Source organism: Streptomyces sp. LUP47B (assembly GCF_001746295.1).
Classification (GTDB): Bacteria; Actinomycetota; Actinomycetes; order Streptomycetales; family Streptomycetaceae; genus Streptomyces.
On record NZ_MJAH01000015.1, the window covers coordinates 430,371 to 445,641 of the forward strand.

General features: G+C 70.1%; 15 protein-coding genes. 8 read left to right on the forward strand and 7 right to left on the reverse strand.

The genetic code is table 11. From position 1 onward, the window contains the following. Window positions 1-29: 29 nt before the first annotated feature. Window positions 30-1,313 (reverse strand): ion channel protein, encoded by a 1,284-nt coding sequence (locus BFN33_RS37425; protein ID WP_069764629.1) that lies wholly within the window; start codon window positions 1,311-1,313, stop codon window positions 30-32. A gap of 117 nt (window positions 1,314-1,430) precedes the next feature. On the opposite strand from BFN33_RS37425, the gene BFN33_RS37430 reads away from it, so the two are divergent. After that, the gene (locus BFN33_RS37430; RefSeq protein ID WP_069764630.1) at window positions 1,431-2,192 is read left to right on the forward strand and encodes a MerR family transcriptional regulator; all 762 of its coding nucleotides are present in this window, start codon (window positions 1,431-1,433) and stop codon (window positions 2,190-2,192) included. 26 nt (window positions 2,193-2,218) lie between these two features. On the opposite strand, the gene BFN33_RS37435 is transcribed toward BFN33_RS37430, so the two are convergent. Then, a complete protein-coding gene (locus BFN33_RS37435) occupies window positions 2,219-2,584 on the reverse strand; it encodes a YbjQ family protein (protein ID WP_069764631.1) in 366 nt (121 codons plus the stop codon). Between the two features lie 132 nt (window positions 2,585-2,716). Between BFN33_RS37435 and BFN33_RS37440 the strand changes: the two genes are divergently transcribed. Further along, a complete protein-coding gene (locus BFN33_RS37440) occupies window positions 2,717-3,586 on the forward strand; it encodes a DedA family protein (protein WP_069764632.1) in 870 nt (289 codons plus the stop codon). A gap of 19 nt (window positions 3,587-3,605) precedes the next feature. Here BFN33_RS37440 and BFN33_RS37445 read toward each other — a convergent pair whose 3' ends face one another. Both BFN33_RS37445 and BFN33_RS37450 read right to left on the reverse strand, forming a co-directional pair. Beyond that, window positions 3,606-5,270, reverse strand: a complete 1,665-nt coding sequence (locus BFN33_RS37445; protein WP_069764633.1) for a threonine/serine exporter ThrE family protein — start codon at window positions 5,268-5,270, stop codon at window positions 3,606-3,608. Between the two features lie 101 nt (window positions 5,271-5,371). Then, window positions 5,372-5,863 (reverse strand): inorganic diphosphatase, encoded by a 492-nt coding sequence (locus tag BFN33_RS37450; RefSeq protein ID WP_059209164.1) that lies wholly within the window; start codon window positions 5,861-5,863, stop codon window positions 5,372-5,374. Window positions 5,864-5,987: 124 nt separating this feature from the next. Between BFN33_RS37450 and dacB the strand changes: the two genes are divergently transcribed. The 6 genes from dacB (at window position 5,988) to folE (ending at window position 13,652) form a co-directional block, all read left to right on the forward strand. Further along, a complete protein-coding gene (gene dacB, locus BFN33_RS37455) occupies window positions 5,988-7,583 on the forward strand; it encodes a D-alanyl-D-alanine carboxypeptidase/D-alanyl-D-alanine-endopeptidase (RefSeq protein WP_069764634.1) in 1,596 nt (531 codons plus the stop codon). Between the two features lie 66 nt (window positions 7,584-7,649). Continuing rightward, window positions 7,650-8,777: a zinc-dependent metalloprotease gene (locus tag BFN33_RS37460; RefSeq protein WP_057612416.1), complete on the forward strand. Its 1,128-nt coding sequence runs from the start codon at window positions 7,650-7,652 to the stop codon at window positions 8,775-8,777. A gap of 193 nt (window positions 8,778-8,970) precedes the next feature. After that, the gene (gene tilS, locus BFN33_RS37465) at window positions 8,971-10,095 is read left to right on the forward strand and encodes a tRNA lysidine(34) synthetase TilS (protein ID WP_069764635.1); all 1,125 of its coding nucleotides are present in this window, start codon (window positions 8,971-8,973) and stop codon (window positions 10,093-10,095) included. A 73-nt stretch (window positions 10,096-10,168) separates the two neighbouring features. After that, entirely contained in the window at window positions 10,169-10,708 is a 540-nt protein-coding gene (gene hpt, locus BFN33_RS37470) for a hypoxanthine phosphoribosyltransferase (protein WP_069764636.1), read from the forward strand. A 184-nt stretch (window positions 10,709-10,892) separates the two neighbouring features. Then, a complete protein-coding gene (ftsH, locus tag BFN33_RS37475; RefSeq protein WP_069764637.1) occupies window positions 10,893-12,926 on the forward strand; it encodes an ATP-dependent zinc metalloprotease FtsH in 2,034 nt (677 codons plus the stop codon). Between the two features lie 120 nt (window positions 12,927-13,046). Continuing rightward, window positions 13,047-13,652: a GTP cyclohydrolase I FolE gene (gene folE, locus BFN33_RS37480; protein ID WP_069764638.1), complete on the forward strand. Its 606-nt coding sequence runs from the start codon at window positions 13,047-13,049 to the stop codon at window positions 13,650-13,652. A 40-nt stretch (window positions 13,653-13,692) separates the two neighbouring features. Here folE and BFN33_RS37485 read toward each other — a convergent pair whose 3' ends face one another. From BFN33_RS37485 to folB, 3 genes are all read right to left on the reverse strand, one after another. Then, window positions 13,693-14,178, reverse strand: coding sequence for a DUF3180 domain-containing protein (locus tag BFN33_RS37485; RefSeq protein WP_069764639.1), 486 nt, complete (start codon window positions 14,176-14,178; stop codon window positions 13,693-13,695). A 68-nt stretch (window positions 14,179-14,246) separates the two neighbouring features. Further along, window positions 14,247-14,858 carry a 2-amino-4-hydroxy-6-hydroxymethyldihydropteridine diphosphokinase gene (gene folK, locus BFN33_RS37490; protein WP_069764640.1) on the reverse strand — a complete coding sequence of 204 codons (612 nt, stop codon included), beginning with the start codon at window positions 14,856-14,858 and terminating at the stop codon, window positions 14,247-14,249. Then, window positions 14,855-15,214, reverse strand: a complete 360-nt coding sequence (folB, locus tag BFN33_RS37495) for a dihydroneopterin aldolase (RefSeq protein WP_069764641.1) — start codon at window positions 15,212-15,214, stop codon at window positions 14,855-14,857. The genes folK and folB overlap by 4 nt, the downstream gene beginning before the upstream one ends. Between the last annotated feature and the right edge of the window lie 57 nt (window positions 15,215-15,271).

The window sequence follows — 15,271 nt, forward strand, 5'->3', positions numbered from 1 at the left end:
GGCAGCGGGCGGACACCGATCGACGCCGGTCAGCGCACCGGGGTCCCGTCCTCGTGCACCTGCATCTGTGGACGCCCGGTCACCAGCAGCCAGGCCGGCAGGGAGGCGATGCACAGCAGGGCGAGGATCGCGGGCGAAGACACCAGCACAGCGGCGACGAACAGACTCACCCAGGCCTGCCGGGTGACGGCGAGCAGCAGGCCCAGCACCCCGGCCCCCACCCCGAGGGCCGGGTGCACGGCGTCCACCAGCGAGTGGGCGCACAGCCCGAAGGTGACGCCGACGAACACGGCCGGGAAGATCCGCCCGCCCCGGAAGCCGCAGGAGGCCGCGACGAGCAGCGCGGCCAGCTTCACCACCGTCATGGTGGCGTACTCCCCGGCCGACCAGCCCGCCGGATCGGCCGCCAGCTCGGCGATCTCGTCGAGCCCCTTGAAGAGCGTCAGATGGCCCCCGACGGCCGCGAGCAGCCCCAGGACGAGCCCGCCGGCCGGGAGCGTCACCATCGGGTGCCGCAGCCGCGCGAACGCGCCGTGGACGTACGGGAAGGCCAGCACAGCCGTCAGACCGAGCAGCGCGGCGGCCGACGCGACCACCAGCACCGCCGCCAGATCGCCCCAGTCGGGCTGCCCGAACGCGGGCAGCCCGAGGTCGAAGGCCGGACGGGCCACCAGGGTGGTCGTCAGCGCGGCAGCCGCGGCCGCCGCCAGCGGCCCGAAGACGTTGTCCCACAGCGCGCCCCTGAGCTGCCGCCCGGCCAGCGCCTCGGAGATCACCAGCGCCGCCGCCACCGGCGTCCCGAACAGCGCGCCGATCGTCGCCGCCTCCGCCATGGCCGGCCACAGTCCGCGCGGCATCCGCGGGGCCAGCCGACGCCCCAGCCAGAAGGTGAGCCCCACGTTCACCGCGATGATCGGGTTCTCGGGGCCCAGGCTCGGCCCGCCGGCGAGCATCAGCGCGGTCGCGAGGACCAGCCCCGGCAGCACCGCGGGCGGCAGCACGGGAGCGTCCAGACCGGTGGTGGCCGGGTCGGGACCGGCGTGTCCGGGCACCTTCCACACCACCAGGCCCACGGCCACCCCGGTCGCGGTGAGCATGACCAGCATCCACAGCACGGAGTAACGGCCCACACCCAGCGCGTCCGGCAGGTTCCGCCACAGCACGTGCTGGAGCTCCTCGGCCGCCGCGCTCACCCCGAGGAGCAGCAGACTCGCGCCCACCCCGACGAGGAAAGCGGGGAGGATCAGCGACAGCAGCGCACGGGCCGGGGTCGGCGGGACGGCGGATGCCTGCTGCGCGGTGTCCTGGGCCACGGGCTCAAGATAAGCGGACAAAACGGGCGGGACATCCGGAGATGTTCATGCCGGGCTTGCACCTCACGCGGCGTGAGGAGCCACCGTGGAGCGCGTACCGAGAAGGGAGCGGACGAAGTGAGCTACTCCGTGGGACAGGTCGCGGGCTTCGCCGGCGTCACGGTGCGCACGCTGCACCACTACGACGACATCGGCCTGCTCGTGCCCAGCGAACGCAGCCACGCGGGCCACCGGCGCTACAGCGACGCCGACCTCGACCGGCTGCAGCAGATCCTGTTCTACCGCGAGCTCGGCTTCCCGCTCGACGAGGTCGCCGCCCTGCTCGACGACCCGGCCGCGGACCCGCGCGCGCATCTGCGCCGGCAGCACGAGCTGCTGACCGCCCGGATCGAGAAGCTGCAGAAGATGGCGGCGGCCGTGGAGCACGCCATGGAGGCACGCACGATGGGGATCAATCTCACGCCGGAGGAGAGGTTCGAGGTGTTCGGGGACAAGGACCCGGAGCAGTACGCGCAGGAGGCGGAACAGCGCTGGGGCGGCACGGAGGCGTACGCCGAGTCGCAGCGCCGCGCGGCCCGCTACACCAAGGACGACTGGAAACGCATGCAGGCCGAGGTCGCCGACTGGGGCGAGCGCTACGACGCCCTGATGGCCGCCGGTGACGCGCCGACCTCCCCGGCGGCCATGGACATGGCCGAGGAACACCGGCGGCACATCTGCGCCTGGTTCTACGACTGCCCGTACGAGATGCACCAGGGCCTGGCCGAGATGTACGTGTCGGACGAGCGCTTCAAGGCGTTCTACGACTCCATGCGCCCCGGTCTCGCCGAGCATCTCAGGGACGCGATCGGGGCGAACGCCGCACGACACACCGCCTAGGCCGGGCCCGGCCCCTGACCCGGGGTCTACTCCCGGGTCAGGACCACCGCCGTGCCGTAGGCGCACACCTCCGTCCCGACGTCCGCCGCCTCCGTCACGTCGAAGCGGAACATCAGCACGGCGTTCGCGCCCCGCGCGCGTGCCTGTTCGACGAGCCGCTCCATGGCCTGGTTGCGGGTCTGCACCAGCGTCTTCGTGAGCCCCTTGAGCTCACCGCCGACCATCGACTTCAGCCCGGCACCGATCTGGCTGCCGATGTGCCGTGAGCGCACGGTCAATCCGAAGACCTCGCCCAGCACCTCCTGGACCCGGTGGCCGGGAACGTCGTTCGTCGTCACCACGAGCACGTCGGGCTGGGGCCCCTGGCCACCGCCGTATTCGTCAATACCCATGGCTCACAGCTTTGTCCCAGACGGAGCACAGTGCATCCTGGGGACCCCCATGGAACCTGGGCCACCACGGCTGCGTTGATACTTTTGGGCAGCCAGTCCCAGCCCGCACCCACACGCAGGAGCCACAATCCCGTGACCACGCTCGCGCTCGGCCCCGAGTGGCTCAGCCCCGACTATCTGATCGAGACCTTCAGCCTGCCAGGCATCCTGCTGATCGTCTTTGCCGAGTCGGGCCTCTTCGCGTTCCTGCCGGGTGACTCCCTGCTGTTCACGGCAGGTCTCTTCGTGGCCGAGGGGAACTTCATCAGCCAGCCCCTGTGGCTGGTCTGCGCGCTCATCGTGCTGGCTGCCGTCCTCGGTGACCAGGTCGGCTACATGATCGGAAAGTTCTTCGGTCCGAGGCTCTTCAGCCGCCCCAACTCCAAGCTCTTCAAGCAGGAGAACCTGGAGAAGGCCCACGAGTTCATGGAGCGGTTCGGCCCCAAGGCCATCGTCCTGGCCCGCTTCGTCCCGATCGTGCGCACCTTCGCTCCCATCGTGGCCGGTGCCGGCCGGATGAAGTACCGCACCTTCCTGACGTACAACCTGATCGGCGGCGTGGCCTGGGGCACGGGCGTCACCCTCGCCGGCTACTGGCTCGGCCAGATCGACGCCATCAAGAAGAACGTCGAGGCGATCCTCGTCCTGATCGTCCTGGTCTCGGTGGTCCCGATCCTCATCGAGTACCTCCGGGAGCGCGGAAAGAAGAAGCGGGCGGCGGCCCAGGCCCCGCCCCAGCAGCCGTACCAGCCCATGGACGACGCGACGACCCAGCTCCGCCGCATCCCGTCGGACGACCAGCAGCAGCCCCCTCAGCAGCAGAACGGCTACGACCAGTACTACGGCCAGCAGCAACAGCAGCCGCAGCAACAGCAGCCGTACGCCCAGCAGTACCCGCAGAATTACGGCAACCAGCAGTACGGCCGGCAGGACCAGCAGAACCCCTACAACCAGGGGTACTGAGATCGGCCGGGGGCGCGGGTCAGAATCCCCGCGTCCTCTTGGCGGCCCGCCGCTTCCCGGCGGAACCTACCCTCAGGAACAACCTGGAGATCTCGGACCCCAGGTTGACCCCGATCGCGATGGCCATGGCGAGCGCCGCCGCCTTCGACAGTGACACCAGCCCCTCGTCGACCTCGTTGCCGGCGATCGACAGCAACCCGAAGTACGTGGCGGAACCCGGCAGCAGGGGTCCGATCGCCGCTGTCGTGTACGGCAGCGCGGACGCGAACCGGTACCGGGACAGCAATTGCCCGAACAGCCCGACGAGCCCCGCCGCGACGGCCGTGGAGGCGACCGGGGAGAACCCGCCGGTTTGCATCGCGCCGTAGACACACCAGGCCACGCCGCCGTTCAAGGTGACGGCCAGCACGGTGGATCGTTCCTGCTGCAGCAGCACGGCGAACGTCAGTGACAGCAGCATCGACGCCGCGATCTGCCACAGCGGCCGCGAAACGGTCGACAGTGCCTCGTCGGGGTTGAGATGTGCCCCCAACTGCACCCCGACGTAGAGCATCACCAGGACGCCGACCACGATGCCCACAAAGAAGTACATGACCTCGAGGAGCCGGGCCGACGCGGTGATGTAGAAGCCGGTCAGACCGTCCTGGACGCCCGCCACCAGCGCCCGCCCCGGCAGCAGCGCGAACAGCCCACCGGTGATGACCGCGGATGCCTTCACGTCCGCGTGGGCCAGCGTCAGCGCGATCCCGATCGCGGCGGGCGGCATCGCGGCGACCGTGAACTGGTAGAACTCCGGCAGCCCGCGTCCCGCGCACAGCCACGCCAGCCGGTCGCCGAGCATCGCGCCCAGCATGGCCGCGACGAACACGAGCAGGTCACCGCCGACCAGCACCGAGGCCGCCCCCGCGAGCAGCCCGCTCGCCGAGGTGAGCACCCAGGTCGGATAGGGGTGCCGGTTGCGGCGGATCTCCGCGAGCCGCCGGTAGGCGTCCTCCAGGGAGATGGCCGTCTCGGGGTCGCTGAGGTCGTCCACGAGCTGGAACACGGCCGCAAGCCGCGTGTAGTCGGTGCCGCGCCGCCGTACGGTCCTGGAGGCCGTCACGGGATCGTCCACGAGCGACGGCTGGTACGTGATCGACAGCAGCGTGAAGGTGACGTTCGGCTCGCAGCGGTCCAGGCCGTAGGACCGGCAGACGGCGAACATCGCCGCCTCCACGTCCTCCGCGCCCTCACCGCCCGCGAGCAGCAACTCGCCGATACGCAGGGTCAGGTCGAGCACGCGCGGGACGGCCGGACCGGCCTCGTCCTCGGACTTGTGCGTCAGCTCCGGCGCCGGCCGCTCGGCCACCGGCATCCGCAGCATCGTGCGCATCCGGTCCTGCCAGGGCACGTCCTTGGTGAGGCTGACCACCGGTATGCCGGTCGGCGGGGTGAACGCGGGTGGCGCGTCCTTCGCGCTGTAGGTGCGGGGCGCGGTGAACGCCGACCCCTCGGGCTCCGCGGCCGACGGCTGCGGCACGTCCAGCCCCTTCGGGAGCGCGAACTCGGACGTGGTCTCCGGCTCGCCGCCGACGGTTCTGGGCATGGCGAGCCCGTCGGGAACGGCGAACTCGGACGTGATCTCGGAGTCGTAGAAACTCCTCGCCTCGTCCGACTGCGGCTTGCGGTGCTCCGCCTCCGTCACTCCGTAACGCTCCCTGAACGACACATTCCGTAGGCCTCAGTATGCGCGGGCATGCTGACGGGCCGCACGCGTGCGCGTGCGGCCCGTCAGAAGCACAGGGCTCAGTGGCCGCCCGAGTCCTTGAAGCGCTTGTAGGACCGCTCGATCTCGGCCTCGGCGTCGACGCGGCCGACCCAGTCGGCGCCCTCGACGGACTTGCCGGGCTCCAGGTCCTTGTAGACCTCGAAGAAGTGCTGGATCTCCAGGCGGTCGAACTCGGAGACGTGGTGGATGTCGCGCAGGTGCTCCACCCGCGGGTCCGTCGCCGGGACGCACAGCAGCTTGTCGTCGCCGCCGGCCTCGTCCGTCATGCGGAACATGCCGATCGCACGGCACTTGATGAGGCAGCCCGGGAACGTCGGCTCGTCAAGAATGACCAGCGCGTCCAGCGGGTCGCCGTCCTCGCCGAGGGTGTTCTCGACGAATCCGTAGTCGGTCGGGTAGGCGGTCGAGGTGAAGAGTCGACGGTCCAGGCGGATCCGACCGGTCTCGTGGTCCACCTCGTACTTGTTCCGCGAACCCTTCGGGATCTCGATCGTGACGTCGAACTCCACCGGTGGCTCCTCCATGATCAACACATAGTTCTGGTGGTTAAGTGTCCCTCACGCTGGTGTGTGATCGCGAAAGGGGCTGTTGGTCGTGCCTGAACTGAGGCCTTGGCGGGCCGCAAGACCGCATGTGACGCGGTTCGCGAACGCCGTACGACCGCGTCTGGCACGCGCCGCGGGCGCCGTACGTCCAGGACTGACCCGGGCCAAGGACGCCGTACAGCCGTATCTCGAACGGACCGTCGCCGCCGTGAAACCGCAGGTCACACGGCTTGCACGGGTTCCGCGCCCGAAGGCCGTCAAGACCTGGCAGTACACCGCGGGCGCCGCCGGCGCCGGTCTGGCGCTGGCCGCCACCGTGGCGACCGCCGCCGGTCCGTGGGACTCCTCGGGTCAGCGTACGGCCGAGCAGGACCGGGCGGTCGCCCTCGAGCGGACGGGTGGCACAGATCACGGAGGTGCTTCCGGTGCGACGGCCGCCGGGCCGCTCCCCGCTCCGAGCGCCCCGTCCGTGCTCACCGCACTGGGCGGCGCGGCCAACACGGTGAAGTCCGCTCCGACCGGCCGTGCGCTCGCCACCGTCCTCGACCCGCTCCTCGGCAACACCGCACTCGGCACCCGCCACACGGCGGCCGTCGTGGACGTCGCCTCCGGCAAGCGGCTCTACGGCGCGGGGGCCGGTACGGCACTGACCCCCGCCTCCACCACGAAGATCGCCACCGCCGTCGCCGCCCTGTCGGCCCTCGGCGCCGACCACCGCCTCGTCACGCGCGCGGCCCTGGAAGCCGACACCAAGGAACTCGTCCTGGTCGGCGGCGGCGACCCCACGCTCACCGCCCGCGCGGACGACGGTGGAGGCTGGGCGAGCCTGCGCGAACTGGCCGAACAGACCGCCACGGCCCTGAAGAAGCGGGACATCACGACGGTCACGCTGTCCTACGACAAGACCCTCTACGCGGGCTCCGAGATCCACCCGATCGGGGTCAACGACAACCTCGCCCCCGTCAGCGCCCTGATGGTGGACGAGGCCCGCACCGACGACACGGCCAGTGGACCGGCGCCGCGTACGACGGACCCGGCGGCGGACGCGACCCGCGCGTTCGCCCGGTTCCTGTCGGACCACGGCATCAGGACGAGCTCACCCGGACCCTCCAAGGCGACCGGCCGCGCCGAGAATCTCGCCGAGGTCCTCTCGCCGCCCCTGTCCGCCCTGGTCGAACGCATGCTGACCAACAGCGACAACGACATCGCCGAGGCCCTCGCCCGCCAGACCGCCCTGGCGGACAGGCAGCGCGCCGACTTCGCGGGCGGCGGCAAGGCGATCCGTGCCCAGCTGAAGAAGCTCGGACTCCCGCTCGCCGGCGCCGGCTTCCACGACGGCAGCGGACTCGACCGCGCCGACCGGCTCACCGCGGACCTGCTGACGTCCCTGCTGGTGAAGGCGGGCGACCCGGCCCACCCGGACCTGCGACCCGCCCTCACCGGCCTCCCGGTGGCCGGCTTCACCGGCACCCTGACGAGCCGTTACACGGACGGTGCGGCAGGTGTCGTACGGGCGAAGACGGGCACCCTGACCGGGGTGAACACCCTGGCCGGGACGGTCGTGGACCGGGACGGCCGGCTGCTGGCCTTCGCGTTCCTGACCTCGGACACGAGGGACCCGGCGGCGGCGCAGAGCGCGCTGGATCGCACCGCCTCGGCGCTGGCGGCCTGCGGCTGCGGCTGAGCCGGCACCGGCCTTGCCCTCCCGCGTGGCCTGCCCCAAGTGGGAACGCTCACGTACGGTTGACGCATGACGAGCATCGGTGGTGCCGAGATGGTCGACTGGAATCTCGCGGTGGCGACCGCGACCCGACTCGTACGGCCGGGCCCCGACGTGAGCCGTGACGAGGCCCGGGCCGTCGTCGCGGAACTGCGCCGGCACGCCAAGGCCTCGGAGGAACACGTCCGCGGCTTCACCCGGATGGGGACGGAAGGCGTCCACGACACTCCCGTACTCGTCGTCGACCGCCCCGGCTGGGTCCGGGCGAACGTCGCCGGGTTCAGGGAGATCCTCAAACCGCTCCTGGAGAAGATGCAGGAGCGGCGCGGCAACACCCCCGGCGGCGCGGTCCTCGGGGCCGTCGGCGGCAAGGTGACGGGCGTCGAGCTGGGGATGCTCCTGTCGTTCCTGTCCTCCCGCGTCCTCGGCCAGTACGAGACCTTCGCCCCGGCCACCCGCGAACTCCCGGCGGGGGAGAACGGCGGCGGCCGGCTCCTCCTGGTCGCCCCGAACATCGTGCACGTGGAGCGCGAACTCGACGTCCAGCCCCACGACTTCCGCCTCTGGGTGTGTCTGCACGAGGAGACGCACCGCACGCAGTTCACGGCCGTTCCCTGGCTGCGTGACCACCTGGAGGGCGAAATCCAGTCGTTCCTCGGGGAGACCGAGGTCGACCCCATGACCGTCCTGGAGCGCATCCGGGAGGCCGCCCAGTCGCTGGCCGGCGGGCGGCCCGAGGGCGAGGAGGAGGACGACGGCGGACGCTCCCTGGTGGAGATCGTGCAGACGCCGGCCCAGCGGGAGATCCTCGGCCGCCTCACCGCCGTGATGTCCCTCCTGGAGGGCCACGCCGACTTCGTCATGGACGGAGTGGGCCCGGCCGTCGTGCCGAGCGTCGCCGAGATCCGCGAGAAGTTCCAGCAGCGCCGGGCCAAGGGCGCCTCCCGCCTGGACATGGCCCTGCGCAAGCTGCTCGGCCTGGACGCCAAACTCCGGCAGTACCGCGACGGCGAACGCTTCGTGCGGGCCGTCGTCGACCAGGTCGGCATGGACGGCTTCAACCGCGTGTGGACCTCCCCGAACACGCTCCCGACCAAGACGGAGATCGCCAAACCGGCGGACTGGGTCGCGCGGGTGCACCGCAAGGCCGAGTCGTGAACCGCGTACGGACGTCGTGAGAGGAATCCGGCCGACGGCAGGCGAACGCCCCCGCAATCACCCGTCCGAGGGACCGTGAGCGATGGGTAGGCGTGCAATGCTCGGGGAACGCCCCGGTTCTGTCACCATCTACACACTCTGAGTGACCGAACCTCGGGCTCACCCCCCGAAAACTTCATGAAGGGAACCGGACATGGGTCCCCATCCTGCGGTCGCGGCGATACGCCTGGCGGTCCGCCGCGTCCTCCACGACATCCTCAACGACCATCACGCTGCTGCCGACCGTCCCGCTGCTGCCGACCGTCCCGCTTCCGCCGACCGTCCCGTTCCCACCGATCGTCGCGTTCCCGCCGACCGTCGCGTTTCCGGCGAGCGGAGCCCGCACGAGCGCCCGTCGTCGCCGCTCGTGCTCGTGGCCTGCTCCGGCGGCGCCGACTCCATGGGCCTCGCCTCCGCCCTCGCCTTCGAGGCTCCCAAGCTCGGCATCCGCGCCGGCGGCGTCACCGTCGACCACGGCCTCCAGCCCGGCTCCGACCTGCGCGCCAAGGAAGTCGTCCTCAGGCTGCGCGAACTCGGCCTGGACCCCGTCGAGTCCACCGCGGTGACCGTCGGCCGCGAAGGCGGTCCCGAGGCCGCTGCGCGCGACGCCCGCTACGCCGCCCTCGACGCCGCGGCCGAACGCCACGGCGCCGCCGCCGTCCTGCTCGGCCACACCCGCGACGACCAGGCCGAAACCGTCCTGCTCGGCCTCGCCCGCGGCTCCGGCACCCGCTCGCTGTCCGGCATGGCCGCTGTTTCCGGGGGCCCGGGGGCCGCCCGCCGTTATCGCCGGCCCTTCCTCGAACTCGACCGGCAGATCGCCCGCAAGGCCTGCATGGTCCAGTCCCTGCCCGTCTGGGACGACCCGCACAACACCGACCCCGCCTACACGCGCTCCCGGCTGCGCCACGAAGGCCTGCCCGCCCTGGAGAAGGCGCTCGGCAAAGGAGTCGTCGAGGCCCTCGCCCGTACGGCCCAGCTCTCCCGCGACGACGCCGACGCCCTCGACGCCTGGGCCCGCCAGGCCGAGGCCTCCGTACGCGACGCCGCCGGCCTCCTGGAGTGCGCCAAGCTCTACGCCCTGCCGCCCGCCGTGCGCCGCCGCATCCTGCGCCAGGCGGCCATCGAGGCGGGCGCCCCGGCCGGTTCGCTCTTCGCCCGGCACATCGAGGAGGTCGACCGGCTGATCACCGGCTGGCGCGGTCAGGGAGCCATCAATCTTCCGGGCAAGGTCGTCGCCCAGCGGCAGGGTGGCAGACTGGTGATTCGGCAAGGCTGAAGCCTTTGCTCCCCCCAGGGAGCGACGGACGGCTGGTGGGACGACCGAAAGTGATGCGGTGGACGCGAAAGACATGGGTGCCGACCTCAAAGAGGTACTCATCACCAAGGAAGAGATCGACGCGAAGCTCGTGGAGCTCGCCGCGAAGATCGACGCGGAGTACGCGGGCAAGGATCTGCTGATCGTCGGCGTCCTCAAGGGCGCGGTGATGGTCATGGCCGACCTCGCGCGGGCGCTGTCCACCGCTGTCACCATGGACTGGATGGCCGTGTCGTCGTACGGCGCGGGCACCCAGTCCTCCGGCGTGGTGCGGATCCTCAAGGACCTCGACACCGACATCAAGGGCAAGCACGTCCTGATCGTCGAGGACATCATCGACTCCGGCCTGACGCTGTCGTGGCTGCTGTCCAACCTGGGCTCCCGCGAGCCGGAGTCGCTCAAGGTGTGCACCCTGCTGCGCAAGCCGGACGCCGCCAAGGTCGCCATCGACGTCGAGTGGGTCGGCTTCGACATCCCCAACGAGTTCGTCGTCGGCTACGGTCTCGACTACGCCGAGAAGTACCGCAACCTCCCGTTCGTCGGTACGCTCGCGCCCCACGTCTACGGCGGCTGAGCCAGACGGCCCAAGCCTTGTAAGACGATCGGGAACCCCAGCGGGTTTCGCGCCGTTGGAGCATGCAGACGGGCTCGACAGCCCTCCCGTGCGGCTTCGGCCCACAATGCTGGGGTACCGTCAGAAGAACTGTCTTATCAAACTCACTATGGCAGGAGGGACGGGGCGACACCGCTCCGTATGGATGGACGTGAAGCGATACTTCCGTGGGCCGGTCATGTGGATCGTGCTGGCCGTCCTTGCCGTGGTCGTGTTGATGCAGGTCGTCGGCTCGTCCGGTGGCTACAAGACGGTGGACACCGGCCAGGTCGTCCAGGCGATCAATGACAACAAGGCCGAATCAGCCAAGCTGACCACCGGCGACGAGAACACCATCAAGGTGCAGCTCAAGGACGGCGAAAAGGTCGAGGGCAGCTCGAAGATCCAGGCGAGCTACATCGGCGACCAGGGCCGTGACCTCGCCACCGTGCTGCAGAACAAGTACCAGGACAAGCAGATCCCCGACGGGTACACCGTCTCTCCGACGAAGCAGAACGCCTTCGTCGGGATCCTGCTCTCCCTGCTCCCCTTCGTCCTCATCGTGGTCGTCTTCCTGTTCCTGATGAATCAGATGCAGGGCGGCGGCTCCCGGGTCATGAACTTCGGGAAGTCCAAGGCGAAGCTCATCACCAAGGACACCCCGAAGACGACGTTCTCGGACGTCGCAGGCTCGGACGAGGCCGTCGAGGAGCTCCAGGAGATCAAGGAGTTCCTCCAGGAACCGGCCAAGTTCCAGGCGGTCGGGGCCAAGATCCCCAAGGGCGTACTGCTGTACGGCCCTCCCGGCACCGGCAAGACCCTGCTCGCGCGCGCCGTCGCGGGCGAGGCCGGTGTCCCCTTCTACTCGATCTCGGGTTCCGACTTCGTCGAGATGTTCGTCGGTGTCGGTGCCTCCCGAGTCCGTGACCTCTTCGAGCAGGCCAAGGCGAACGCCCCGGCGATCGTCTTCGTCGACGAGATCGACGCGGTCGGCCGCCATCGCGGCGCCGGCCTCGGCGGCGGTCACGACGAGCGCGAGCAGACGCTGAACCAGCTGCTCGTCGAGATGGACGGCTTCGACGTCAAGGGCGGTGTGATTCTCATCGCCGCGACGAACCGGCCCGACATCCTCGACCCGGCCCTCCTGCGCCCCGGCCGCTTCGACCGCCAGATCGCGGTCGACCGCCCGGACATGCAGGGCCGTCTGGAGATCCTCAAGGTCCACCAGAAGGGCAAGCCGGTCGCTCCGGACGTCGACCTCTCGGCCGTCGCCCGCCGCACCCCGGGCTTCACCGGCGCGGACCTGTCGAACGTGCTGAACGAAGCGGCGCTCCTCACGGCGCGCAGCAACAAGAAGCTCATCGACAACCACATGTTGGACGAGGCGATCGACCGCGTCGTGGCGGGCCCGCAGAAGCGGACCCGGATCATGTCGGACAAGGAAAAGAAGATCACCGCGTACCACGAGGGCGGACACGCCCTGGTCGCGGCGGCCTCCCCGAACTCCGACCCGGTCCACAAGATCACGATCCTCTCTAGAGGCCGTGCTCTGGGCTACACGATGGTCCTGCCGGACGAGGACAAGTACTCGACCACGCGCAACGAGATGCTCGACCAGCTCGCCTACATGCTGGGCGGCCGCGCTGCCGAGGAACTGGTCTTCCACGACCCGACCACCGGCGCCGCGAACGACATCGAGAAGGCCACGGCGACGGCCCGCGCGATGGTCACGCAGTACGGCATGACCGAGCGTCTGGGCGCCATCAAGTTCGGCGGCGACAACACCGAGCCGTTCCTCGGACGTGAGATGGCTCACCAGCGCGACTACTCGGAAGAGGTCGCCGCGCTGGTCGACGAAGAGGTCAAGAAGCTCATCGAGACCGCGCACAACGAGGCCTGGGAGATCCTGGTCGAGAACCGCGACGTCCTCGACAACCTGGTGCTCCAGCTTCTGGAGAAGGAGACGCTGGGCAAGGAGCAGATCGCCGAGATCTTCTCCGCCATCGTCAAGCGCCCGGCACGGCCCGCCTGGACGGGTTCCTCCCGGCGTACGCCGTCCACCCGTCCGCCGGTGCTCTCCCCCAAGGAGCTCGCACTGACGAACGGCGCCAACGGCGCGGCCCCGGTGATCTCCACCGCCAAGGCCACCGCGTCGGAGCCGGTCCCGGACGCCGTTCCCGAGGAGCGACCCGAGAGCTGACGCCCACCCTTCCCTCCCGGTGACCTCACCGGACCCGGAATGGATGCCGTGCCCCCCAGGTTTTAGCCTGGGGGGCACGGCGTTTTTCGGCCGTGAGGGACTCTAGGAACGAGGCACCAGATGACGGACCCCGTGACGCTGGACGGCGAGGGCTCCATCGGCGAATTCGACGAGAAGCGCGCCGAGAACGCCGTCCGCGAGCTGCTCATCGCGGTCGGGGAGGACCCTGACCGGGAGGGCCTGCGGGAGACCCCGGCGCGGGTGGCTCGGTCGTACAAGGAGATATTCGCGGGGCTGTGGCAGAAGCCCGAGGACGTGCTGACCACGACGTTCGATCTGGGGCACGACGAGATGGTGCTCGTGAAGGACATCGAGGTGTACTCGACCTGTGAGCATCACCTGGTGCCGTTCCGGGGCGTCGCCCATGTCGGGTACATCCCGGCCACCACGGGCAAGATCACGGGGCTGTCGAAGCTGGCCCGGCTCGTGGACGTCTATGCCCGGCGGCCGCAGGTGCAGGAACGACTCACCACGCAGATAGCGGATTCCCTGATGGAGATCCTGGAGCCGCGTGGCGTGATCGTCGTCGTGGAGTGCGAGCACATGTGCATGTCGATGCGGGGCATCCGCAAGCCCGGTGCGAAGACGCTCACGTCGGCCGTGCGCGGTCAGCTGCGGGACGCGGCGACGCGCAACGAGGCGATGAGCCTGATCATGGCGCGCTGACCGGCCGGGCTGTTCTCGGACCTTCGGCCGGCTTCGGGTCTCACGCAGTAGATGCGGCGCCCGTGTTCCGGTCGTCGTCCTCCGGAAGCCTGCAGACGCGCTCCAGGAAGAGCGCCGCCGCTATCACCGCGATCCCTGCCAGGACCGAGAAGCCGGCGTAGATGGCCTGGTCGCGGCGGGCGGGGATGTCGAGGGATTCCAGGAGGAAGACGCCGGTGCCGCCGTACATGCCGGAGACGAGGGCGGCGACCAGGGCGCTGGCCTGGCCGAAGACGACCGCGCGGGCGGCCATCAGCGGGTCGACGCCCTTCGCCTCGGGGACGCGCTCGCGCTGGGCCTTCAGACGGGCGCGGAGGGAGAGCGCCGTGGCCATGAGGACCACGGCGATCAGGGCGAGGACGATGGGGGCGGCCAGCGGGACGCTGGGCAGGGTCCCGACCGAATTCCACAGGCGGGCGCCCGCCCAGGACAGGATCCCGGCCACGACGAAGACGCCGGCCAGCAGCCTGATGCGCAGCTCTCTCACAGTGCCCCTTCAGCTCCCCCGAGGTCCTTGGGCTGTCCCACGGACTGTGGTCGTCTTGACCTTAACGGCTATTCGGGCAGCTGGAGTTCCAGGTCCTTGCGGGGTTCCACGCCATCGCGTGTGACGGTGTCGAGGAGTGCGGCGACCGGGCCGCGGCCGGGCAACTGCGCCTCGGGTTCCACGTCGTGCCAGGGGACGAGCACGAACGCGCGCTCATGGGCGCGGGGGTGGGGCAGGGTGAGGACCGGATCGTCCGAGACCACCTCGGCGTACGCGACGATGTCGACGTCGAGCGTGCGCGGGCCCCAGCGCTCGTCCCGCACCCGGTTGAAGGCCTCCTCGACCGCGTGCGCCCGCTCCAGCAGGGAGGACGGGGGGAGCGTGGTCTTCAGCACCACGACCGCGTTGAAGTACGACGGCTGGCTGTCGGCCGCCACACCCCACGGCTGCGTCTCGTAGACGGGGGAGACGGCCTTGATGCGGACGCCGGGCGTGTCCTCCAGGGCGTCGATGGCCCCCTGGAGGGTCTCCAGGCGGTTGCCGAGGTTGGAACCGAGGGAGAGCACGGCGCGCTTCGGGTTGTGGAGAGTGGTGTCGGCGGCGTCCACCTGCTGCACGACGGAGGCGGGCACCGGCTGTACGGTCGGGTCGCTGTGACCCGCGGCGAAGGACGCGGTCATACTCGGCTCCGGATGATGGTGACGGTCACGTCGTCGAAGGGGACGGTGATCGGCGCGTCGGGTTTGTGGACCCTGACCTCGACCTCCTCTACCCCCTCGTGCTTCAGACAGGCCTGGGCGATGCGCTCGGCGAGCGTCTCGATGAGGTTGACGGGTTCGCCCTGGACGACGGCCACGACCTCCTCCGCCACGATGCCGTAGTGCACGGTCTTCGTCAGGTCGTCGTCGGCGGCGGCCGGCCGGGTGTCCAGTCCCAGGACGATGTCCACGATGAAGGTCTGACCCTCCTCGCGCTCCTTGGGGAACACACCGTGGTGCCCGCGGGCCTTCAGGCCGCGCAGCGCGACACGATCCACGCGAATCACTCCTGCAATCGTCGGTGACGGCCGGTCCCCACCGCGTGCGGGCGGTAC

Coding starts and splice junctions, on each gene's coding strand:
- BFN33_RS37435 (WP_069764631.1), bottom strand. CDS start 2,584: ATGGGTATTGACGAATACGGCGGTGGCCAGGGGCCCCAGCCCGACGTG.
- BFN33_RS37460 (WP_057612416.1), top strand. CDS start 7,650: ATGACGAGCATCGGTGGTGCCGAGATGGTCGACTGGAATCTCGCGGTG.
- tilS (WP_069764635.1), top strand. CDS start 8,971: ATGGGTCCCCATCCTGCGGTCGCGGCGATACGCCTGGCGGTCCGCCGC.
- hpt (WP_069764636.1), top strand. CDS start 10,169: ATGGGTGCCGACCTCAAAGAGGTACTCATCACCAAGGAAGAGATCGAC.
- ftsH (WP_069764637.1), top strand. CDS start 10,893: ATGGACGTGAAGCGATACTTCCGTGGGCCGGTCATGTGGATCGTGCTG.
- folE (WP_069764638.1), top strand. CDS start 13,047: ATGACGGACCCCGTGACGCTGGACGGCGAGGGCTCCATCGGCGAATTC.
- folK (WP_069764640.1), bottom strand. CDS start 14,858: ATGACCGCGTCCTTCGCCGCGGGTCACAGCGACCCGACCGTACAGCCG.